The 16,761-nt window shown below is 67.9% G+C and carries 15 protein-coding genes; 3 read left to right on the forward strand and 12 right to left on the reverse strand.

The window, feature by feature from the left end; all coding sequences use genetic code 11:
- Nucleotide 1: 1 nt before the first annotated feature.
- The 6 genes from dhaL to glpK form a co-directional block, all read right to left on the reverse strand.
- The gene (gene dhaL / locus PW734_03115; GenBank protein ID MDE1170190.1) at nucleotides 2–631 is read right to left on the reverse strand and encodes a dihydroxyacetone kinase subunit DhaL; all 630 of its coding nucleotides are present in this window, start codon (nucleotides 629–631) and stop codon (nucleotides 2–4) included.
- Between the two features lie 3 nt (nucleotides 632–634).
- Nucleotides 635–1,633: a dihydroxyacetone kinase subunit DhaK gene (gene dhaK, locus PW734_03120; GenBank protein ID MDE1170191.1), complete on the reverse strand. Its 999-nt coding sequence runs from the start codon at nucleotides 1,631–1,633 to the stop codon at nucleotides 635–637.
- Nucleotides 1,634–1,721: 88 nt separating this feature from the next.
- Nucleotides 1,722–2,450, reverse strand: a complete 729-nt coding sequence (locus PW734_03125) for an aquaporin family protein (GenBank protein MDE1170192.1) — start codon at nucleotides 2,448–2,450, stop codon at nucleotides 1,722–1,724.
- Nucleotides 2,451–2,483: 33 nt separating this feature from the next.
- Nucleotides 2,484–3,860 (reverse strand): carbohydrate porin, encoded by a 1,377-nt coding sequence (locus PW734_03130; protein MDE1170193.1) that lies wholly within the window; start codon nucleotides 3,858–3,860, stop codon nucleotides 2,484–2,486.
- A 98-nt stretch (nucleotides 3,861–3,958) separates the two neighbouring features.
- On the reverse strand, nucleotides 3,959–5,533 hold the full coding sequence (locus PW734_03135; GenBank protein MDE1170194.1) for a glycerol-3-phosphate dehydrogenase/oxidase: 1,575 nt from the start codon (nucleotides 5,531–5,533) through the stop codon (nucleotides 3,959–3,961).
- Between the two features lie 25 nt (nucleotides 5,534–5,558).
- A complete protein-coding gene (gene glpK / locus PW734_03140; GenBank protein ID MDE1170195.1) occupies nucleotides 5,559–7,034 on the reverse strand; it encodes a glycerol kinase GlpK in 1,476 nt (491 codons plus the stop codon).
- Nucleotides 7,035–7,203: 169 nt separating this feature from the next.
- Between glpK and PW734_03145 the strand changes: the two genes are divergently transcribed.
- On the forward strand, nucleotides 7,204–8,133 hold the full coding sequence (locus PW734_03145) for a helix-turn-helix transcriptional regulator (GenBank protein MDE1170196.1): 930 nt from the start codon (nucleotides 7,204–7,206) through the stop codon (nucleotides 8,131–8,133).
- 1 nt (nucleotide 8,134) lies between these two features.
- Entirely contained in the window at nucleotides 8,135–8,596 is a 462-nt protein-coding gene (locus tag PW734_03150; GenBank protein ID MDE1170197.1) for an Rrf2 family transcriptional regulator, read from the forward strand.
- 17 nt (nucleotides 8,597–8,613) lie between these two features.
- Here PW734_03150 and PW734_03155 read toward each other — a convergent pair whose 3' ends face one another.
- The 6 genes from PW734_03155 to PW734_03180 form a co-directional block, all read right to left on the reverse strand.
- Nucleotides 8,614–10,074, reverse strand: coding sequence for an efflux transporter outer membrane subunit (locus PW734_03155; GenBank protein MDE1170198.1), 1,461 nt, complete (start codon nucleotides 10,072–10,074; stop codon nucleotides 8,614–8,616).
- A gap of 23 nt (nucleotides 10,075–10,097) precedes the next feature.
- On the reverse strand, nucleotides 10,098–11,657 hold the full coding sequence (locus PW734_03160; GenBank protein MDE1170199.1) for a DHA2 family efflux MFS transporter permease subunit: 1,560 nt from the start codon (nucleotides 11,655–11,657) through the stop codon (nucleotides 10,098–10,100).
- A gap of 37 nt (nucleotides 11,658–11,694) precedes the next feature.
- Entirely contained in the window at nucleotides 11,695–12,774 is a 1,080-nt protein-coding gene (locus PW734_03165) for an HlyD family secretion protein (GenBank protein ID MDE1170200.1), read from the reverse strand.
- Nucleotides 12,771–13,421 (reverse strand): CerR family C-terminal domain-containing protein, encoded by a 651-nt coding sequence (locus PW734_03170; GenBank protein MDE1170201.1) that lies wholly within the window; start codon nucleotides 13,419–13,421, stop codon nucleotides 12,771–12,773. The genes PW734_03165 and PW734_03170 overlap by 4 nt, the downstream gene beginning before the upstream one ends.
- 69 nt (nucleotides 13,422–13,490) lie before the next feature.
- Nucleotides 13,491–15,281: a ClcB-like voltage-gated chloride channel protein gene (locus PW734_03175; protein MDE1170202.1), complete on the reverse strand. Its 1,791-nt coding sequence runs from the start codon at nucleotides 15,279–15,281 to the stop codon at nucleotides 13,491–13,493.
- Between the two features lie 27 nt (nucleotides 15,282–15,308).
- Nucleotides 15,309–15,659 carry a hypothetical protein gene (locus PW734_03180; GenBank protein ID MDE1170203.1) on the reverse strand — a complete coding sequence of 117 codons (351 nt, stop codon included), beginning with the start codon at nucleotides 15,657–15,659 and terminating at the stop codon, nucleotides 15,309–15,311.
- A 47-nt stretch (nucleotides 15,660–15,706) separates the two neighbouring features.
- Between PW734_03180 and queA the strand changes: the two genes are divergently transcribed.
- Entirely contained in the window at nucleotides 15,707–16,729 is a 1,023-nt protein-coding gene (queA, locus tag PW734_03185) for a tRNA preQ1(34) S-adenosylmethionine ribosyltransferase-isomerase QueA (GenBank protein ID MDE1170204.1), read from the forward strand.
- Nucleotides 16,730–16,761 lie beyond the last annotated feature (32 nt).

Here is a 16,761-nt window from a genome sequence, read left to right on the forward strand (position 1 = left end):
CTTACGCGCCCGCGACGGTTTCCGCCAAGGCCTGAAGCAGCAGGACGGAGGAGGAGGCGCCCGGGTCGGCGTGGCCCGCGCTGCGCTCGCCCAAGTAGCTGGCGCGGCCCTTGCGGGCGACGAGCGGGATGGTGGCCTCCGCGCCCTTCTGCGCCGCCTCGACGGCGGCCTTCACGGCCTGCGCCAGGGGCGCGGGAGCCTTGAGGGCCTCGATGGCGGGCTGCAGGGCGTCGACCATCGTCTTGTCCTGGAGGACGGCCTTGCCGAGGTTGGTGATGCCCTTGAGGCCCGCCTCGAAGGAGGCGGCCAGCTCGGCCTGGGTCAGAGCGGCCTTGTCCTTGGCCGGTCCGGCGGCCTGGAGGAAGAAGCTGCCGTAGAGGGGGCCGCTGGCCCCCCCGACGGTGGAGATCAGGGTCATGGCAACCGTCTTGAAGAGGGTGCCGATGTCCTTGCCGGCCAAGCCGGGCAGCTTCCCTTCCACGGCGTGGAAACCACGGGCCATGTTGGCCCCGTGGTCGCCGTCGCCGATGGCCGAGTCGAGCGCGGTCAGCCGCTCCTTGTTCTGCTCCATGGCGGCCGCGGCGCGGCCCAGCCACTGGACGACCTGTTCTGCGGTGAGGGTGTCGCTCATTCTTTAGACGCCCCAGCGCAGGCCCGCAGTGTGGACGGGAGCGTCCCACAGCTTGGTGAGTTCCGCGTCCAGCTTGAGGAGGGTGATGGAAACGCCCGCCATTTCCAGGCTGGTGATGTAGGGGCCGACGAGGTGGCGCGTCACCTTCAGGCCGGCGGCGGCGGCGATCTCCGCGGCCTTCCGATAGACGATGTATTGCTCGATGAGCGGCGTGCCGCCCAGGCCGTTGACGAAGAGGAGGACCTCGTCGCCCGACTTGAAGGGCAGGTCGGAGAGGATCGGCTTCATGAGCATGTCGACGACCTCGTCCGCGGGGGCCAGCTTCACGCGCTTGCGGCCCGGCTCGCCGTGGATGCCGACGCCGATCTCCATCTCGTCCTCCGGGAGGTCGAAGGTGGGCTTACCCGCGTGAGGCACGGTGCAGGAGGTGAGGGCCATGCCCATGCTGCGGACCTGGGCGTTGACCTTCTTGGCGATGGCGGTGACTTCCGCCAGGGAGGCGCCGGCTTCCGCCGCCGCGCCCGCGATCTTTTCCATGAGGACGGTGCCGCCGACGCCGCGGCGCCCGGCCGTCCAGGTGCTGTTCTCGACCGCCACGTCGTCGTCGACGACGACGCTCTCCACCTCGATGCCTTCGGCGCGGGCCAGGTCGGCGGCCATCTGGAAGTTCATCACGTCGCCGGTGTAGTTCTTGACGATGTGCAGGACGCCCTTGCCGCCGTTGACGGCCTTGGTCGCGGCCTCCATCTGGTCCGGCGTGGGGCTGGTGAAGACGGCGCCGGGACACGCGGCGTCGAGCATGCCCTTGCCGACGAAGCCGCCGTGCAGGGGCTCGTGGCCGGCGCCGCCGCCGGAGACGATGGCCACCTTCTTGGCCGGACCGCCCGCACGCGCGATGTAGGCGGGCTCGTAATTGACTTTAAGGATGTCCGCGTGGGCCTTTTCCATGCCCCGGAGGGCTTCGACGACCACGTTTTCAGGCGAGTTGATCAGCTTTTTCATGGCTTTCTTTCGGGTTGGGGGTTGTGAGCGGGAAAAATTGGGAAAAAAAAGGGGCGCCCGCCGTAGCGGGCGCCCCCGGAGTCGCCGGTTAGACGACGTTAACGAACCTCAGGATATACGCGGCCAGGCCGGCGCCGACGAGCGGCCCGACGACCGGGACCAGGGCATAGCCCCAATCCGAGCTGCCCTTGCCGGGAATCGGCAGAAGGGCGTGGGCGATGCGGGGCCCAAGGTCACGCGCGGGGTTGATGGCGTAACCGGTGGTGCCGCCCAGCGAGAGGCCGATGCCCCACACCAAAGCGCCCACCAGGAAGGGCCCGAGGCCAACGGCCAAGCCGGTGGCGGAAACCGCCTTGGAGAAGATCGCCACGACGCCCAAAACGAGGACGGCGGTGCCGATTGCTTCGCTGACCAGGTTCCAGAAGGTGGAACGGATGGCCGGCCCGGTGGAGAAGACGCCCAGCTTGAGGCCGGCGTCTTCCGTCACGCGCCAATGCGGATAGTTGTGAAGGAACACCAGGATCGCCCCGACGAACGCGCCCAGGAACTGGGCGGGAACGTAGGTGGACAACTTGCTGAAGTCCCCGGAGAGGACGGCCAGGCCGAAGGTAACGGCCGGGTTCAGGTGGGCGTCCGCACTGCCGAAGGCGGTGGCGGTGAACACGCCGACCATGACCGCGAAGGCCCAGCCGGTGGTGATCACGATCCACCCGGAGTTCTGGCCCTTCGACCGGTTCAGCAGCACGTTGGCGACCACGCCGTCACCGAGGAGAACCAAGACGAGGGTTCCCATGAATTCACCTAGAAAAGGCGACATATTTGTTTTTCTGTTTGGGTTTTCCGGGACTCTTTAGAAGTCGACGATCGTGCGGACGCCCAGGATCAGGATGTCCGAGCGGGCCGAGTCGCCACGGGGGTTGAAGATGGCCTGGAAGTCAGGCTGGATCTTGAACCAGGGGGTGACGGCGTACTGGTAGTCGAGTTCGACGACGGTTTCACCACCCAGGGGGGCACCGGTCGGGTTGACGGCGGTGTTGTAGTCCTGGTTGCCGCCGGAGCGGTTGTAGATGAAGCCGAAGCCGATTTTGTCGATCGGGCGGCTGGAGAACGGACCGGTGTAACGGCCGCCCGTCATGAACTCATACTCGTAAGCATTGCGGTCCCCGGGAGCGCCGATGTTGTAGACGAAGAGGTCGAGGCCCTTGGTGGTGTCCAGCTTGCCGTTGGACAGCCGCGGGTGGTAGACGCTCTTGGTCGCTTCCGCGTAGATGTTGTAGTCGTTGTTGAAGGTCTGCGTGCCGGTGGCGGTATAGCCGGTGTAGTCGGTGTTCCGACGGCCGTAGTTGCCGCCGATCTTGTAGAGGCCGGCGTAGTCGGTCTTCTGCTCCTGGTAGCCCACCTCAAAGGCGTAAGTCTCGCCGTAGTTGAAGTAGTTGCTGTAGTGCACGCCGTCGTCATCCGGATCGCGGTAGCCGTTGGAGGGCGTGAAGACGCCCGCCTTGGCATAGAGGCCCGGGGTGATGTCGCGCAGGTCCAGGCTCAGCTCGGCGCCGGGGCGGCCGTTCGGGCTGAAGGACTGGCCGGTGGGGAACAGCGCGTTCGGGGCGTAGCCCAATTCGTCGTTCATCAGGATGTCGAAGAAGCCGGTGGAACCGAAGTCGTTGACCGCGGCCAGCTGACCGACCTTGATCTTCACGCGGCTTTCGAAGAGCCCCTGCTGGTACCAGGCCTGGTCGAGGCGGAGGGACTCCGTACCCGCGATGGAGCTGGTGAGCGTGTTGACGTTCAGGTAGTTGCCGGAGAGGTTCCGTCCGTACTGGTAGATGCCGGTGACGAAGAACTCGCCGTCGAAGTCGGCCAGCTTCTTCAGGTCGATGTCGACCGACCCGCGCTGACGCCCGAAGTAGGTGGCGTGCTGACCGCCCGCGCTGCCGCCGCCGGTGACGTTCCCCAGGAAGTCGCCGATGTTGTTCATGCCGAAGGTGACGCCCTGGTCTTCCAGCTTGGTGCGCTCGCCGCCCCAGTCGCCGGTCAGGTACTTGCGGTGCCAGATGTCGTCACCGGTGCCCGCGACGGCCAGTTCCTTGGCGTCGGTCGAGTCGGTGGTGGTCGTCGTGCCGGCCACGAGCGGCGCGGCGTTCAGGGCGAGGAGGGCCAGCGCGGCGGAGCCGAGACGGGCCCAGAGCGCCTTCTTGGGGAAGGAGCCATGCGGGGGGTGGTGTTTCATCAGGGTAGTCCTACGGTTTGTTGGTGTTGTTGGGTGGGTTGGTTGGGTTTCTGCGAAATTGAAGAAAGACGCAAATGCCGGAATCGAGGCCTTAGGGTTTAGTGGAGGACGTAGCCCTGGACAAGCTTTTGATACGCCTCGACCTGGTTTTTTTGCCAGGCCTCGTCACGGCCCAATTCGGCCGCCAAGAGGCGCGCCACCTCGGGCGCGGCCTCTCCGGAAGCGCGCGCGTCGAGCAGCAGGGCGCGCGTACGCCGGGCCAGGATGTCTTCCACCGTGCGGGCGTGCTCGTGGCGGGCGGCCCAGACGACTTCCGCGCGGCGGTAGGGCAGGCGGGCGTGCAGGAGCCCTTCCAGCCCCGGCTCCGTGTGGGCCAGGGCGGCGATGGCGGGGGCGTCGCTGCCGTAGACGTGCTCGATGTCCGGCGCGGCGCCGGGGGCGGGCTCCATCCACCCGTGCAGGTGAAGGCCGGCGGTGACCGACTTCCGCGCGGCGAACCCGGCGGCTTCTTCCAGGTGGTTGACGGCATCCTCGCCCATGTGGCGGTAGGTGGTCCACTTGCCGCCGGTGATGGTGACCAGGCCCGCGCCGCTGGTGACGATGGTGTGGTCGCGGGAAAGCTGCTTGGTGCTCTGCCCCTCCCCCGCTTTCACCAACGGGCGCAGGCCGGAGAAAATGGAAAGGACGTCGCCGCGGCCGACGGGGCGGTCCAGGTATTTGGAGGCGTGATGGAGGAGGAACTCGACCTCTCCCTCCTGGGCGCGCGGCTCCAGGACGGGCTTGGGCACGCCCAAATCGGTGGTGCCGACGACGACGCGGCCGTGCCACGGCACGCCGAAGAGGACGCGCCCGTCTTCCGTCTTGGGAATCATGAGGGCGTCCCGCGAGGGCAGGAAGGAGCGGTCCAGGACAATGTGGGTGCCCTGGCTGACGGAGAGCATCTCGGAAACGCCGGCGTCGTCCAAGCGGCGGACCTGGTCGGTGAAGATGCCGGTGGCGTTGAGGACGGCGCGGGCCTTCACCTCGTATTCGCGGCCCGTTTCCTCGTCCCGCAGGCGCACGCCGGAGATCTTGCCGCCGCTCTTCACGAAGCCGGTGGCCGTCGTGTAGTTGAGGGCGGTGCCGCCCTGGTCCTCGAAGGTGCGCAGGAGGGCGACGGCCAGGCGCGTGTCGTCGAACTGCCCGTCGTGGTAGGAGACGCCGCCGCGCAGGTCCTTCTGCTTGACCGTGGGCAGGCGGCGGATGGTCTCCGCGCGGCTCAGAACGTGGGAGTGGCCCAGGCTGAGGCGGCCCGCGGCGGCCATCAGCTCGTAGATCTCCAGGCCGAAGCCGTAGAAGGCCTTTTCCCACCAACGGTAGGCGGGGATGATGAAGCTGAGGGGCCGCACCAGGTGCGGCGCGTTGCGGATCATCAGCCCGCGCTCGCGCAGCGCGCTGTAGACCAGGGCGATGTTTCCCTGCTGCAGGTAGCGGACGCCGCCGTGGGCCAGCTTGGTGGCGCGGCTGGAGGTCGCCTTGGCGAAGTCGACCTGCTCGACGAGCAGGGTCCGGTACCCGCGCGAAGCCGCCTCCACGGCGGACCCCAGCCCTGTCGCTCCGCCGCCAATGATGAGGACGTCCCAGGGGGACGGGTCTTCCAGGCGGCGAAACAGATCGGGGCGGGGGTCGCTCATGGGGGGGATCGCGGGGGGAACTTTCTTAGGCGCTGGCTTCCCAGCCCTTGGAGCGTTCCAGGGCCTTGCTCCACTGGGCGCGGAGCGCGGCGCGCTGGTCGGACTTCATGGTCGGCTCGAAGCGGTGGTCAACCTTCCACTGGGAGGCGATCTCCTTCGAGTCCTTCCAGTATTCGACGGCCAGGCCCGCCAGGTAGGCGGCGCCCAGGGCGGTCGTCTCCGTCACGGCGGGGCGGACGACGGGCACGCCCAGGATGTCCGCCTGGAACTGCATGAGCAGGTTGTTGGCGCAGGCGCCGCCGTCGACGCGCAGCTCCTTGAGCTTGATCTTGGCGTCGCTCTCCATGGCCTGGAGGACGTCGGCCGTCTGGAAGGCGATGGCCTCCAGCGCGGCGCGGGCGATGTGGGCGGCGGTGGAGCCGCGGGTCAGGCCGGCCAGGGTGCCGCGGGCATACTGGTCCCAATGCGGCGCGCCGAGGCCCGCGAAGGCGGGAACCAGATAGACGCCGCCGTTGTCCGGCACCTTGGCGGCCAGGGCCTCCACGTCGCTCGACTTCTGGATGATGCCCAGGCCGTCGCGCAGCCACTGGACCACGGCGCCGGCGATGAAGATGCTTCCTTCCAGGGCGTACTCCGTCTTGCCGCCGACTTTCCAGCCGACGGTGGTGAGGAGGTTGTTCTTGGAGAGCATCGGCTTGGTGCCGGTGTTCATCAGCATGAAGCAGCCGGTGCCGTACGTGTTCTTCACCATGCCTTCCTGCGTACAGGCCTGGCCGAAGAGGGCGGACTGCTGGTCGCCCGCCGCGCCGGCGATGGGGACGCCGTGGTATTCGCCGTAGACCTCGCTATTGGAGACCACCTTGGGCAGGAGGGCCCGGGGCACCTTGAGGATGTCGAGCAGCTCGTCGTCCCAGTCGCCCTTCTCGATGTTGAAGAGCATGGTGCGGGAGGCGTTGGAAACGTCGGTGACGTGGGCCTTGCCGTCGGTCATCTTCCAGACCAGCCAGCTGTCGATGGTGCCGAAGGCCAGCTCGCCCTTCTCCGCCTTTTCACGGGCGCCGGGGACGTTGTCCAAAAGCCATCGCACCTTGCTGCCGGAGAAGTAGGCGTCGATGACCAAGCCGGTCTTCTTCTGGATGACCTCCTGCTTGCCTTCCTTCTTCAGCTGGTCGCAGAAGCTGGAGGTGCGGCGGTCCTGCCAGACGATGGCCTTGTGGATGGGCTGGCCGCTCTTGCGGTCCCAGACCAGGGTCGTCTCGCGCTGGTTGGTGATGCCGATGGCGGCGATGTCCTTGTAGGAAAGGCCCGCCGCGTTGATCGCCTCGGTCAGGACGCCGGACTGGGTGGCCCAGATCTCGTTGGCGTCATGCTCCACCCAGCCGGGCTGGGGGAAAAACTGGGTGAATTCCTTTTGGGCGACGGATTTGATCGCGCCGTCGTGATCGAAAACAATGGCTCGAGAACTCGTCGTACCTTGGTCGATGGCTAGGATGTATTTCATAGGAAAGGGGGGGGTGAGGGGGTTACCGTAACCTAAAGATTAAGTTTGGCAAAAAAGGGTTCCCAAAAAGGAGACGCGTTCCATAAGCATCGATTGTTTTTCGGCTTTGGCAAACTTGGGGGTGGTAAAAAATCCTATAATTCCTATAAAAATCTTAGGCATGGCCGTCATGGCGGATAAAACGCGGGAGGCGCCCCGCATTCGGGTTAAGCGAGCCCCGGCGGAAATCACCCCGGAAGCCCTCCTTTTTTCCAAGAGCCACGAGCTGTGCCTCAACCTCCTGCAACAAGTTGAGATGGGCCGCTTCGTCCTCAAATTCCCCTCCCTGCGCCGCTTCGCGCCGGGGAGCGGACGGCCCCTTTTTGCGGCGGCCCTGGCGGGCCGGGGCCGCTTTTCCCTGCCGGACGAGAGCCTCATCCTGGGCGCGGGGGAGATGGCCATCCTCCCCGGCCACGCCGCCTGCGCCGCCCAAGGCCCGGACGAGCCCCCGCGGGAAATCCTCACCGTCTCCCTCTACCCGCGCGCCATCGGCCTCTCCCTCCACGGCGCGGGGGACCCTTCCCACCTCCAGCTGGCTAGCCCCGGAGCGGAGCTGCTGGGCCTCTACCTGGGACAGATCCTGGAAATGGGCCGCCGCTCCGACTGGCAGGCCAAGCTGGGCGCCAAAGGCCTCCTTTTGGCCTACCTCAGCGCCCTGGACGCGGCCCTGCCGCGCCGGGGCGCGCCCAAGAGCGGCCGCCCCGCCGCGGAAAAAGCCCGCGTCGCCGCCATTCGGCGGCTCATCCAGGAGGAACTGGCCAATCCGGCCCTGGGCGCCGCCTTCCTGGCGGGGAAACTCCGCTGCTCGGCCGACTATCTCTCCCACCTCTTCCGCCAGGAGACCGGCCGTCGCCTGGCCGCCTACATCACGGCGGAGCGGGTGGAGGCGGCGCGGGAGCTCCTGCGCCGCACCGCGCTGACCGTCGCGGAAATCGCCTTCGCCGTCGGCTTCGAGAACCCCGGCTACTTCGCCCGCGTCTTCAAGGCCTCCGCCGGGGCCGCCCCGGGGGAATACCGGCGCGGCCTTGATCCGGCGGAGGAAACCGCTACCGTGCCCTAACGTGCTCACCAAACGCGGCAAATACGCCCTCCGGGCCACGCTCTACCTGGCGCGCCATCGCGGCAAGGGGCCCATCCTCATCCAGGAGATCGCCGCCAAGGAGCGCATCCCCAAGAAATTCCTGGAGGCCATCCTGCGCGACCTGCGCAACGGCGGCATCCTGCAGAGCAAGATGGGCAAGGGCGGCGGCTACCAGCTGGCCCGCCTCCCGAACAAGATCCCCCTGGGGGAGGTGATCCGCGCCATCGACGGCCCCCTGGCCCCCATCCCCTGCGCCAGCAAGAGCGCCTTCGAGCCCTGCACCGACTGTCCCGACGTGGAGACCTGCCTCATCCGCGCCGTCATGCGGGACGTGCGGGACGCCATGGCCGGGATCCTGGACGGCACCACGCTGGAAACCCTCCTGGACCGCTCCGCCGAGCTGGACGCCGCGGCGAAGAAGACCCTCCACTTCGAGATTTAAGGCGGCCCGCCCGCGCCTTACGGCGCGTCGACCGGGTTCGGGCCGGGCTTCTCCCCCTTCAGCACGCTGGAATCCCAGCCGCCGCCCAGCGCCTTGACGAGGCGCACGCTGGCGTAGAGCCGCTGGCCCGCCACCTGCGCCTCCGCGCGCTGCGCGGAAAGCTCCAGGCGCTGCTCCTCGGTCACCTCGAAGTAGTCGACCGCGCCCGCCTTGTAACGCTGCTCGGAAAGCTCGCGCGCGTGGCTGGCGCTCTTGGCCGCGCGGCCCGTCGCCTCCGCCTGCTTGGCCAGGGTGCGGGTGGAAGCCAGGGCGTCCTCCACATCGCGGAAGGCCCCCAGGACCACGCCGCGGTACTGCGCCACGGCCTCCTCATACTGGCTCTTGGCCTGCCGGACCTGCGCCGCCGTCTTGCCGCCGGTAAAGAGGGGCAGGGAGACGGAGGGCCCGATGGCCCAGACGCTGCTGGGATGGGTAAAGAGGTTGTCCGCGCTGTAGCTGAGGTAGCCGTAGTTCCCCGTCAAGCTGATGGTGGGGAAGTAGGCGGCGGTGGCCACGCCGATTTGCGCGTTGCGCGCCTTGAGCGTCCGCTCCGCGGCGGCGACGTCCGGGCGCCGCTCCAGCACGTCGGACGGGATGCCCGCGGGGATGGCGGGCGGCAGCGCGTCGACCGGCAGCGGGTTCTCCGCCAGGGCGAAGCTGCTGGCCGGCTCGCCGCAGAGGTAGGCCAGCGCGTCCTGCATGTGGGCGCGCGATTCCTCGACCTGCGCGAGGGAAGCCTCGGAGTTGGCCAATTCCGTCTTGGCCTGCTCCACGTCCAGGGCGGTCGCCCGCCCGGCCTGCAGGCGCTTCTGGTTGATCTCCAGCGACTTTTTCCGCGTGTCGACCGTGGCGCGCAGGATGGCCAGCTCGCGGTCGTATTCGCGCAGGGTCAGATAGTCGACGGCCACGTCGGACTGCAGGGTCAGCAGGATGTTCTGCAGGTCGGCCACGGAGGCCTGGGCCTGGGCCTGGGACGACTCGAAGGAACGGCGGACGCGGCCCCAGACGTCGATCTCGTAGCTCAGGTCGATGGGGACGCTGCGGCTATTGACCGTGGCGGAGGGGATTTTGGTGTTGGGAAGCTGGAACTGCTGGAAGGTGGGGTTGTTCTCCGTCAGGCGCTGGCGCTGGGCCTGGGCGTCGAGCGTCAGCTGCGGGAAGAAGGAAGCCCCCTCCAGCCGCGCGACGGCGCGGGCCTGGTCGACGCGGGCGACGGCGGCGCGCAGGTCCTGGTTCTGCCCTTGCGCCTGCTGCTCCAGGCGCGTCAGCTCGGCGTCATGGTAGAGCTCCCACCACGGGCCGCGGGGCAGGCGGTCGGCGGGCTGCGCCTCCTTCCAGCCGGGCGGCACGGCGGTGACGGCGGCAGGCTTGTGATAGTCGGGGCCGACGGAGCAGCCGGCCAGCAGGGCCAGGGAGAACAGGAGCGGGATGCGTTTCATAAGAGTGGGGGGGATTTTGGTTTTCAATGGCCGCCGGCGGCGTGCCCTTTGGGTTTCGGAACGAAAAGGAGAAGGCTGCTGGCCAGGAAAAGGCACCAGCCCATGATGTAGAAGCAATCGCTGAAGGCCATGATCTGGGACTGCTTCCGCACGGCGTTGTCGACCGCCTTGAGGGCGTAGGAGGCGGCGGTGGCGGGGTCGATCCCCTTCCCCACGAAGGTCTGCGTCAGGGCGTCGAGCCGGGCCCGCAGGGCGGGCGTGTACGCGGTGACCATCTCCCCCACGCGGACGGAGTGGAGGTGCTCCCGCCACGTCACCTCCGTGGAGAGGATGGCGATGCCGACGGAGCCGCCCAGGTTGCGCATCATGTTGAAAAGCGCGGAGGCCGAGCCCGCCTCCTCCCGCGGCACGCCCGCCGTGGCGATGGAGAGGAGCGGCACCAGGATGAGCGGCTGGCCGATGGCGCGGATCACGTTGGCGAACTGGAACTGGTCCATGGCGTAGTCCGGGGAGAGGTAGGCGTTGAGGAAGCAGCTGGCGCCGAAGAGCCAGAGGCCGGTGCCGATAATGAGCCGGATGTCGATACGGCCCATCAGCCAGGGGACGAAGGGGATGAGGAAAAGCTGCGGGATGCCCGCCCACATGAGGGTCAGGCCGATCTGGTAGGGGCTGTAGCGCTGCACCTGCGCCAGGTAGAGCGGGATGATGTAGACGCTGCCGTAGAGCGCCAGCCCCAGGACCGACTGGATGAGGCTGGAAAGGGTGAAGCTGCGGTAGCGGAAGACGTTCAGGTGGAGGAAGGGCTTCTTCGACCGCATCTCGATGATGAGGAAGAGCAGGGTAAAGACGACGCCGATGACGGCGAAGCGCTGGATGACCGGGTTGCCGAACCAGTCCTTCCGCTCCCCTTCCTCCAGCACGTATTCCAGGGAACCGAGACCCAGGGCCATGCAGAAGATGCCCAGGTAGTCGCCCTCCTTCAGCAGCTCGTGGCGGGCCTGGTCCTGCGGGAGGAAGGCGGCGATGAGCGCCGTCATGATGAGGCCGGGGACCAGGTTGATGAAGAAAATCCACTGCCAGCCGTAGTTGTCCGTCAGCCAGCCGCCGATGGTCGGCCCGATGGCGGGGGCGAAGATGACGGTGACGGTGAAGGCCGCCGTGCCGATCGTCCGCTTGGCCGGGGGCAGCAGGATCATGATGAGGGAGAAGGCCAGCGGGATGAGCGCCCCGCCGGTCAGCCCCTGGAGCGCCCGGAAGAAGATCATCATGTTCAGCGAGTGGGCGAAGGCGCAGCAGATGGAAAAGAACGTGAAGGAGATGCAGGAGAAGAGGAGATACTTCTTGATGGAGAAAACCCGCCCCAGCCACGCGGAGACGCCGATGATGATGATCTCCGCCACCAGGTAGGCGGTGGAGATCCAGGAGGCCTCGTCCAGGGCGGAGCCGATCGCCCCCGCGATGTCGTTGAGGGAGGCGTTGGTGATCTGGATGTCGAGCACCGCCATGAACGCGCCGAGCATCACCCCGAAGAGCGCCAGAAGGCGCTCCCGGGAGAGGGGCTCGTTGGCGGCCGGCGCGTTCATCGTGCGGGAGGGCGGGGGGAAGGGTCCGGGGGGAGGCCTAGCGGGCCGCCTCGGAGGAGATCGCCTCGCGCTCCGGACGTTCCGGGGCGAGGTCGTTCTTGTCCCGGCCGCCGTGCAGGGAAACGGAGGGGACGCAGGAAAGGCCGGGGACCAGGCGCCCCTCGTAGCCGCGGATCGAGTCGGCGTCGAAACGGACCTTCACCGGCACGCGCTGGACGATCTTGGTGAAATTGCCCGTGGCGTTGTCCGGCGGCAGGAGGGCGAAGGTGGACCCGGACCCGGGGGAGATGGAGTCGACCGTCCCCTCGAAGGTCTTGCCCGGGATGGCGTCGACCTCGACGTCGACCTTCTGGCCCACGCGCATCTTGGCCAGCTGCGTCTCCTTGAAGTTGGCGACGACCCAGATGTCCTCCACCACGGCCATGAGCGCGCCGCCCACGGTCAGGCGGTTGCCCGCCTCCACGTCCTTGTGGCCGACGCGGCCGTCGGACGGGGCGCGGATGGTGCAGTAGTCCAGCTGGTTGAGGGCGTCCTCCAGCCGGGCCTTGGTCGTCTGCATCAGCGCGGTGGCGTTGTCAAAGTCCTGCTGGGAGATGGCGGCGTCCCCGCGCAGGGGGAGCAGGCGGTTGTAGTCGGCCTGCGCCTTCTCGTAATCGGCGCGCGCCTGGTTGACCTGCACCTGGTAGTCGGTCGGGTCGAGGACGACGAGGATCTGCCCCTTCCTCACCCGCTCGTTGTCGTCCACGCGCACCTCGATCACCGTGCCCGCCACGCGGGAGGCGATGTTGTGGACGTGGCCGGTGGTGTAGGCGTCGTCCGTCGATTCGTGGGTGAAGGCGTGGTAGACCAGCCCCAGCAGGATCAAGAAGAGGACGGCCGCCGCCGGGATCCAGACCTTCGGCTGCTTGACGACGGCCAGGGCCTTTCTGGCTCGGGGAGAGGGCGGCTCGGCCTTCTTGGCCTCGCCGTCCTTCTTTTCCCCGCCCTCGCCTTGCTTGGCCGGGGCTTGCTGCTGGGCCTTGGCCAGCTCGCGATTGGTCTGGGCCTGGATGCGGTTGGTCTCCGCCTGCTCCTGGTTGATGCCGGCGGGATGGGGGTGGGAATGGGGTTGGCTCATGATTTGGCTCCGGCGGGTTTGCGGGCCGGTTTCTTTTCTTTCTTCAGCCCCTCCAGGCCGGCCTGGGTAAAGGAGGCGACGTGGCGGGCGATGTGGGCGGCCGGATCGGCCACGCGGTGAAGGTGGGGATAGATGCGCGGGATAAGGGCCCCTTTCTGCACATAGTAGAGGCACTGGCCGATGACGCTGGCCGACATCATCTCGATCTCCAGCGGCGTGAAGCCCGGCCCCGCCAGTTCCTTGAGAAGGTGGCGGAGGCTGGCGCAGAGGGGCTCGATCGTCTCCTTCACCACGCGGTCCAGGGCGGGGCTCGGCTTGGCCATTTCCATGGCCATGACCTGCCCGTACCAAGCCGGGCGGCCGGGGTTGAGGAGATGGTGGACGAATTTGAAGATGAACGCCTCCAGCCGCGCGGCGGGACGGCCGGGCAGGGAATCGATGTCGATCTTGGAGGCGACGCAGGCTTCCGCCAGGACCCGGCCGTAGAGGCGGTCCTTGTCGCCGAAGTAGTAGTTCACCGCGGCCACGTTGGCCTTGGCGCGGGCGGTGATCTCCCGGATGGTGGTCCCCTCGTAGCCCCGCTCGGCGAAGACGGCGCCCGCCGCCTCCAGGATGCGGGAGGCCGCCTCGGTATCGCGCGCTTTCATGAAACGAATGATTCAAACAAATGTTTGAACCGTCAATCGCTTATTTAAAACAGTTGTTTGAATCGCCGCCTAAGCGGCGGGCATTCCGGCCGCCTCGCGGCCCGCCGCGGGGGCGTGCGCCAGGGAGAGGAGCAAGTCGTTCTTGGACAACGTGCCCAGGAGGACGGGCTCCTCCCGGGAGGCGACGACCGGCAGGCGGTCCCCCTCGTGCCGGGCGAAGACGCCCAGCGCCTCGGCCAGGAATTCGTCCGGGGTCAGGCGCGGAAAATCGTCCCGCAGGAGGTCGGCGGCCACCACCGGCCCGGCCAGGTCGGGCTGGTGGAGGTAGGCCTTGATGTCGTGCAGGGCGATGGCCCCCCGGAAGCGCCCCCGCGCGTCGACGACGTAAAGGAAGTTGTAGCGGTGGGAGGCGAAGGCGCGGGCGATCTCCGCGAAGTGGGCGTTCTCCGGGACGCGGGGCGGATCGGCCTTCAGGAGATCCCGCACGCGCAGGACCCCGGCGGGCAGCGCGGGAATGGCCGCGCGCTTCCGCAGGAGAGCGGCGGCGTAGATGGAGCGGCGGCGCAACCCCTGGGAGGTGTAGTGCGCCGTCACGCAGGCCACCATGAGCGGCAGGATGATGGCGTGGTCCAGCGTCATCTCAAAAAGCATGACGATGGCCATGAGCGGCGCGTGGGTCGTCGCGGCCAGGAAACACCCCATGCCGACCAGGGCGTAGGCGTTGGGATAGGCGACATGCTCCGGCCAAAGGGCGTGGAACGGCGTGCCGAAGAGAAGGCCCAGCGCCGCGCCGACGAAGAGGGTGGGGGTAAAGACGCCGCCGACCGCGCCGGAACCGACCGTCGCCGCCGTGGCGATCACCTTCAGCACCAGGACCAGCAGGACGGCCTGCCAGATGAGGCTCAGGTGCAGGATGGCGTTGACCACCTCATAGCCGTTTCCCCACACGCCCGTGGTGAGAAGGGAGAGAAGGCCGACGGCCAGCCCGCCCAGGGCCAGGCGGAACATCGGATTGGGCGGCAGGCGGGAGAAGAGCCGCTCGCTCCGCTCCAGCAGGTCCAGGAAGGGCGGGGCCAGGAAACCCGCCAAGAGGCCCAGGAAGAGATAGGGAACCATCTCCCAGTTGGAAACCAGCTCGAACCCGTCGACCTCGAACACCGGCCGCCCGCCGAAGACCCGCTGCACCGTCAGCGTGGCGACGACGGAGGCGAAGGCCAGCGGCCCGAAGCTCTCCATGGCGATGGAGCCCAGCACGATCTCCGCCACGAAAAGCGCGCCGCCGATCGGCGCGTTGTAGGCGGACGCGATGCCCGCCGCCGCGCCGCAGGCCACCAGCAGCTGGAGGCGCGTGGTGGAAAGCCCGCACCGCCGCCCCAGGAGGGAGGCGAGCATGGCGGAGAGCTGCACCATCGGCCCCTCCCGGCCGATCGAGCCGCCGGAGGAGATGGTGAAAAGGGAGGAAAGGCTCTTCACCAGCGTGGGCCGGGCGGGCACCACGCCGTCCCCCAGCACCACCGCCTCCATGTAGTCGCCGGAGCTTTGCCCGCGCAAAAGGCGCGTGCCGTAATAAAGGAGCGCCCCCGCCAGCAGGCCGCCCAGCGGCGGCAGGAGGAGCCGCTCCCACCACGGGAAACGGATGGAGGAGAGAAGGAGATCCCCCTTCTGGTGGGTAAGGAGGAGCTGGACCGCCTTCAGCCCGCGCCGGAAGAGGATGGACGCCATCCCCCCGGCGAAGCCGACGACGCCCGCCCACAGCAGCGTGATCTGGAGCTCCGTCGGGCGGGCCTTCTCGGCCAGCCAGAGGCGGAGCCCCAGCCACGCTTTCAGCAGAAAGGGCTTGTTGGAAGCGGAACCGTCCACGCCCCTCACCCTACCGCCTGGGACCGGTTAACGCCAGTGCCCGCCGCGATAATGGTAGCCGTCATGGGCCTGGACATAACCGCCCGGGACCCAGACCGCGTGGGGGCGGGGCGGGTGCTCCCAGTAACCCTGCCACCAGACCCAGGAACGGCCGTTCCAATGCCACTGGGGATTGATCCAGACCATGCCGGGCTCCGGGGAGGCGTAATAGCTGGGCTCCACCACCGACGGCGCCGGCGGCGGCGGCGGGGGATTGCCCGCAGGGATGACGATGTTCAGGCCGACGGCGACGCCCGCCGAGGCGGAGCTGGGGCTGACGGCCAACAGGGCGGCGGCCAGGGCCGCCAGGGCCGCGCCGCGCAAGAGATGCTTCTTCATATTGTACTAGGACTGACCGCGCACGGCCCCTAAGGTTACGCCTTTTTATGAGCCTCTCGACCAACGACTTCGCCTTCGACCTGCCGCCGGAGCAGATCGCCGCCCACCCGGCGGCGGAGCGCACCGGCTCCCGGCTCCTGGTCCTCGACCGGGCGAAGGAGAGCCTCGTCCACGCCTCCTTTGCCGACCTGCCGCAATTCCTCGCGCCGGAAGACCTTCTCGTCCTCAACAACAGCCGCGTCCTGCCCGCCGCCCTGGATGCGGAGACCGACGCGGGCCCCCTCACCCTCCTCCTGGTGGAGGAAACCAGCCCGCGCCACTGGCTGACCCTGGTCAAACCGGCCAAGCGCGCCATGCCCGGCATGCGCCTGCGCTTCCGCTCCCGCGTCGGCCCGCCGCAGGAAGTGGAGGCGGAGGTCCTCAAGACCCTGGAAAGCGGCGAGCGGGTCCTGCGCTTCTTCGGCGACATCGACCTCGACGCCTTCGGCCAGATGCCCATCCCGCCCTACATCGCCAAGCGCCGCAAGGCCCTGGCGGAAACCGAGGCGGCCGCCGAGGACTGGGACCGCTACCAGACCGTCTACGCCAACCCGGCGGCGGCGGGTTCCGTCGCCGCGCCCACGGCGGGCCTCCACTTCACGCCGGAACTGCTCGGCCGCTTCGACCACGCCTTCGTCACCCTCCACGTCGGCATCGGCACCTTCCGCCCGGTGAAAGTCGACCGGGTCGAGGACCACATCATGCACCGGGAGCGGTTCGAGATCCCGGCCGGCCTGGCGGAAAAGGCGGCGGGGCGGCGGATCGTCGCCGTGGGCACCACCAGCGCGCGCGTCCTGGAAAGCGCCCCCTCCCTCAAGCCCCAGCACGGCTCCACCGACATCTTCATCCACCCCCCCTACCAGTTTAAAAAAGTGGGGGCCCTCCTGACCAACTTCCACCTGCCCAAATCGACCCTCCTCATGCTCGTCTGCGCGTTTGCCGGGCAGGAGCGGACCCTGGCGGCGTACAAGGAGGCGGTGGAAAAGGGATACCGCTTTTTCAGCTATGGCGACGCCATGCTGATTCTTTAGGCTTGCGGGAAAGGCCGTTTCCGCTAACCAAG

Source organism: Verrucomicrobium sp. (genome assembly GCA_028283855.1).
In the GTDB taxonomy this organism is placed as follows: domain Bacteria; phylum Verrucomicrobiota; class Verrucomicrobiia; order Methylacidiphilales; family GAS474; genus GAS474.

What these genes read in the sequence shown, in the direction of transcription:
- PW734_03145 (MDE1170196.1), top strand. Translation starts at nt 7,204, where the DNA reads ATGGCGGATAAAACGCGGGAGGCGCCCCGCATTCGGGTTAAGCGAGCC.
- PW734_03180 (MDE1170203.1), bottom strand. Translation starts at nt 15,659, where the DNA reads ATGAAGAAGCATCTCTTGCGCGGCGCGGCCCTGGCGGCCCTGGCCGCC.
- PW734_03165 (MDE1170200.1), bottom strand. Translation starts at nt 12,774, where the DNA reads ATGAGCCAACCCCATTCCCACCCCCATCCCGCCGGCATCAACCAGGAG.
- PW734_03155 (MDE1170198.1), bottom strand. Translation starts at nt 10,074, where the DNA reads ATGAAACGCATCCCGCTCCTGTTCTCCCTGGCCCTGCTGGCCGGCTGC.
- PW734_03170 (MDE1170201.1), bottom strand. Translation starts at nt 13,421, where the DNA reads ATGAAAGCGCGCGATACCGAGGCGGCCTCCCGCATCCTGGAGGCGGCG.
- dhaL (MDE1170190.1), bottom strand. Translation starts at nt 631, where the DNA reads ATGAGCGACACCCTCACCGCAGAACAGGTCGTCCAGTGGCTGGGCCGC.
- queA (MDE1170204.1), top strand. Translation starts at nt 15,707, where the DNA reads ATGAGCCTCTCGACCAACGACTTCGCCTTCGACCTGCCGCCGGAGCAG.
- glpK (MDE1170195.1), bottom strand. Translation starts at nt 7,034, where the DNA reads ATGAAATACATCCTAGCCATCGACCAAGGTACGACGAGTTCTCGAGCC.
- PW734_03130 (MDE1170193.1), bottom strand. Translation starts at nt 3,860, where the DNA reads ATGAAACACCACCCCCCGCATGGCTCCTTCCCCAAGAAGGCGCTCTGG.
- PW734_03125 (MDE1170192.1), bottom strand. Translation starts at nt 2,450, where the DNA reads ATGTCGCCTTTTCTAGGTGAATTCATGGGAACCCTCGTCTTGGTTCTC.
- dhaK (MDE1170191.1), bottom strand. Translation starts at nt 1,633, where the DNA reads ATGAAAAAGCTGATCAACTCGCCTGAAAACGTGGTCGTCGAAGCCCTC.
- PW734_03135 (MDE1170194.1), bottom strand. Translation starts at nt 5,533, where the DNA reads ATGAGCGACCCCCGCCCCGATCTGTTTCGCCGCCTGGAAGACCCGTCC.
- PW734_03160 (MDE1170199.1), bottom strand. Translation starts at nt 11,657, where the DNA reads ATGAACGCGCCGGCCGCCAACGAGCCCCTCTCCCGGGAGCGCCTTCTG.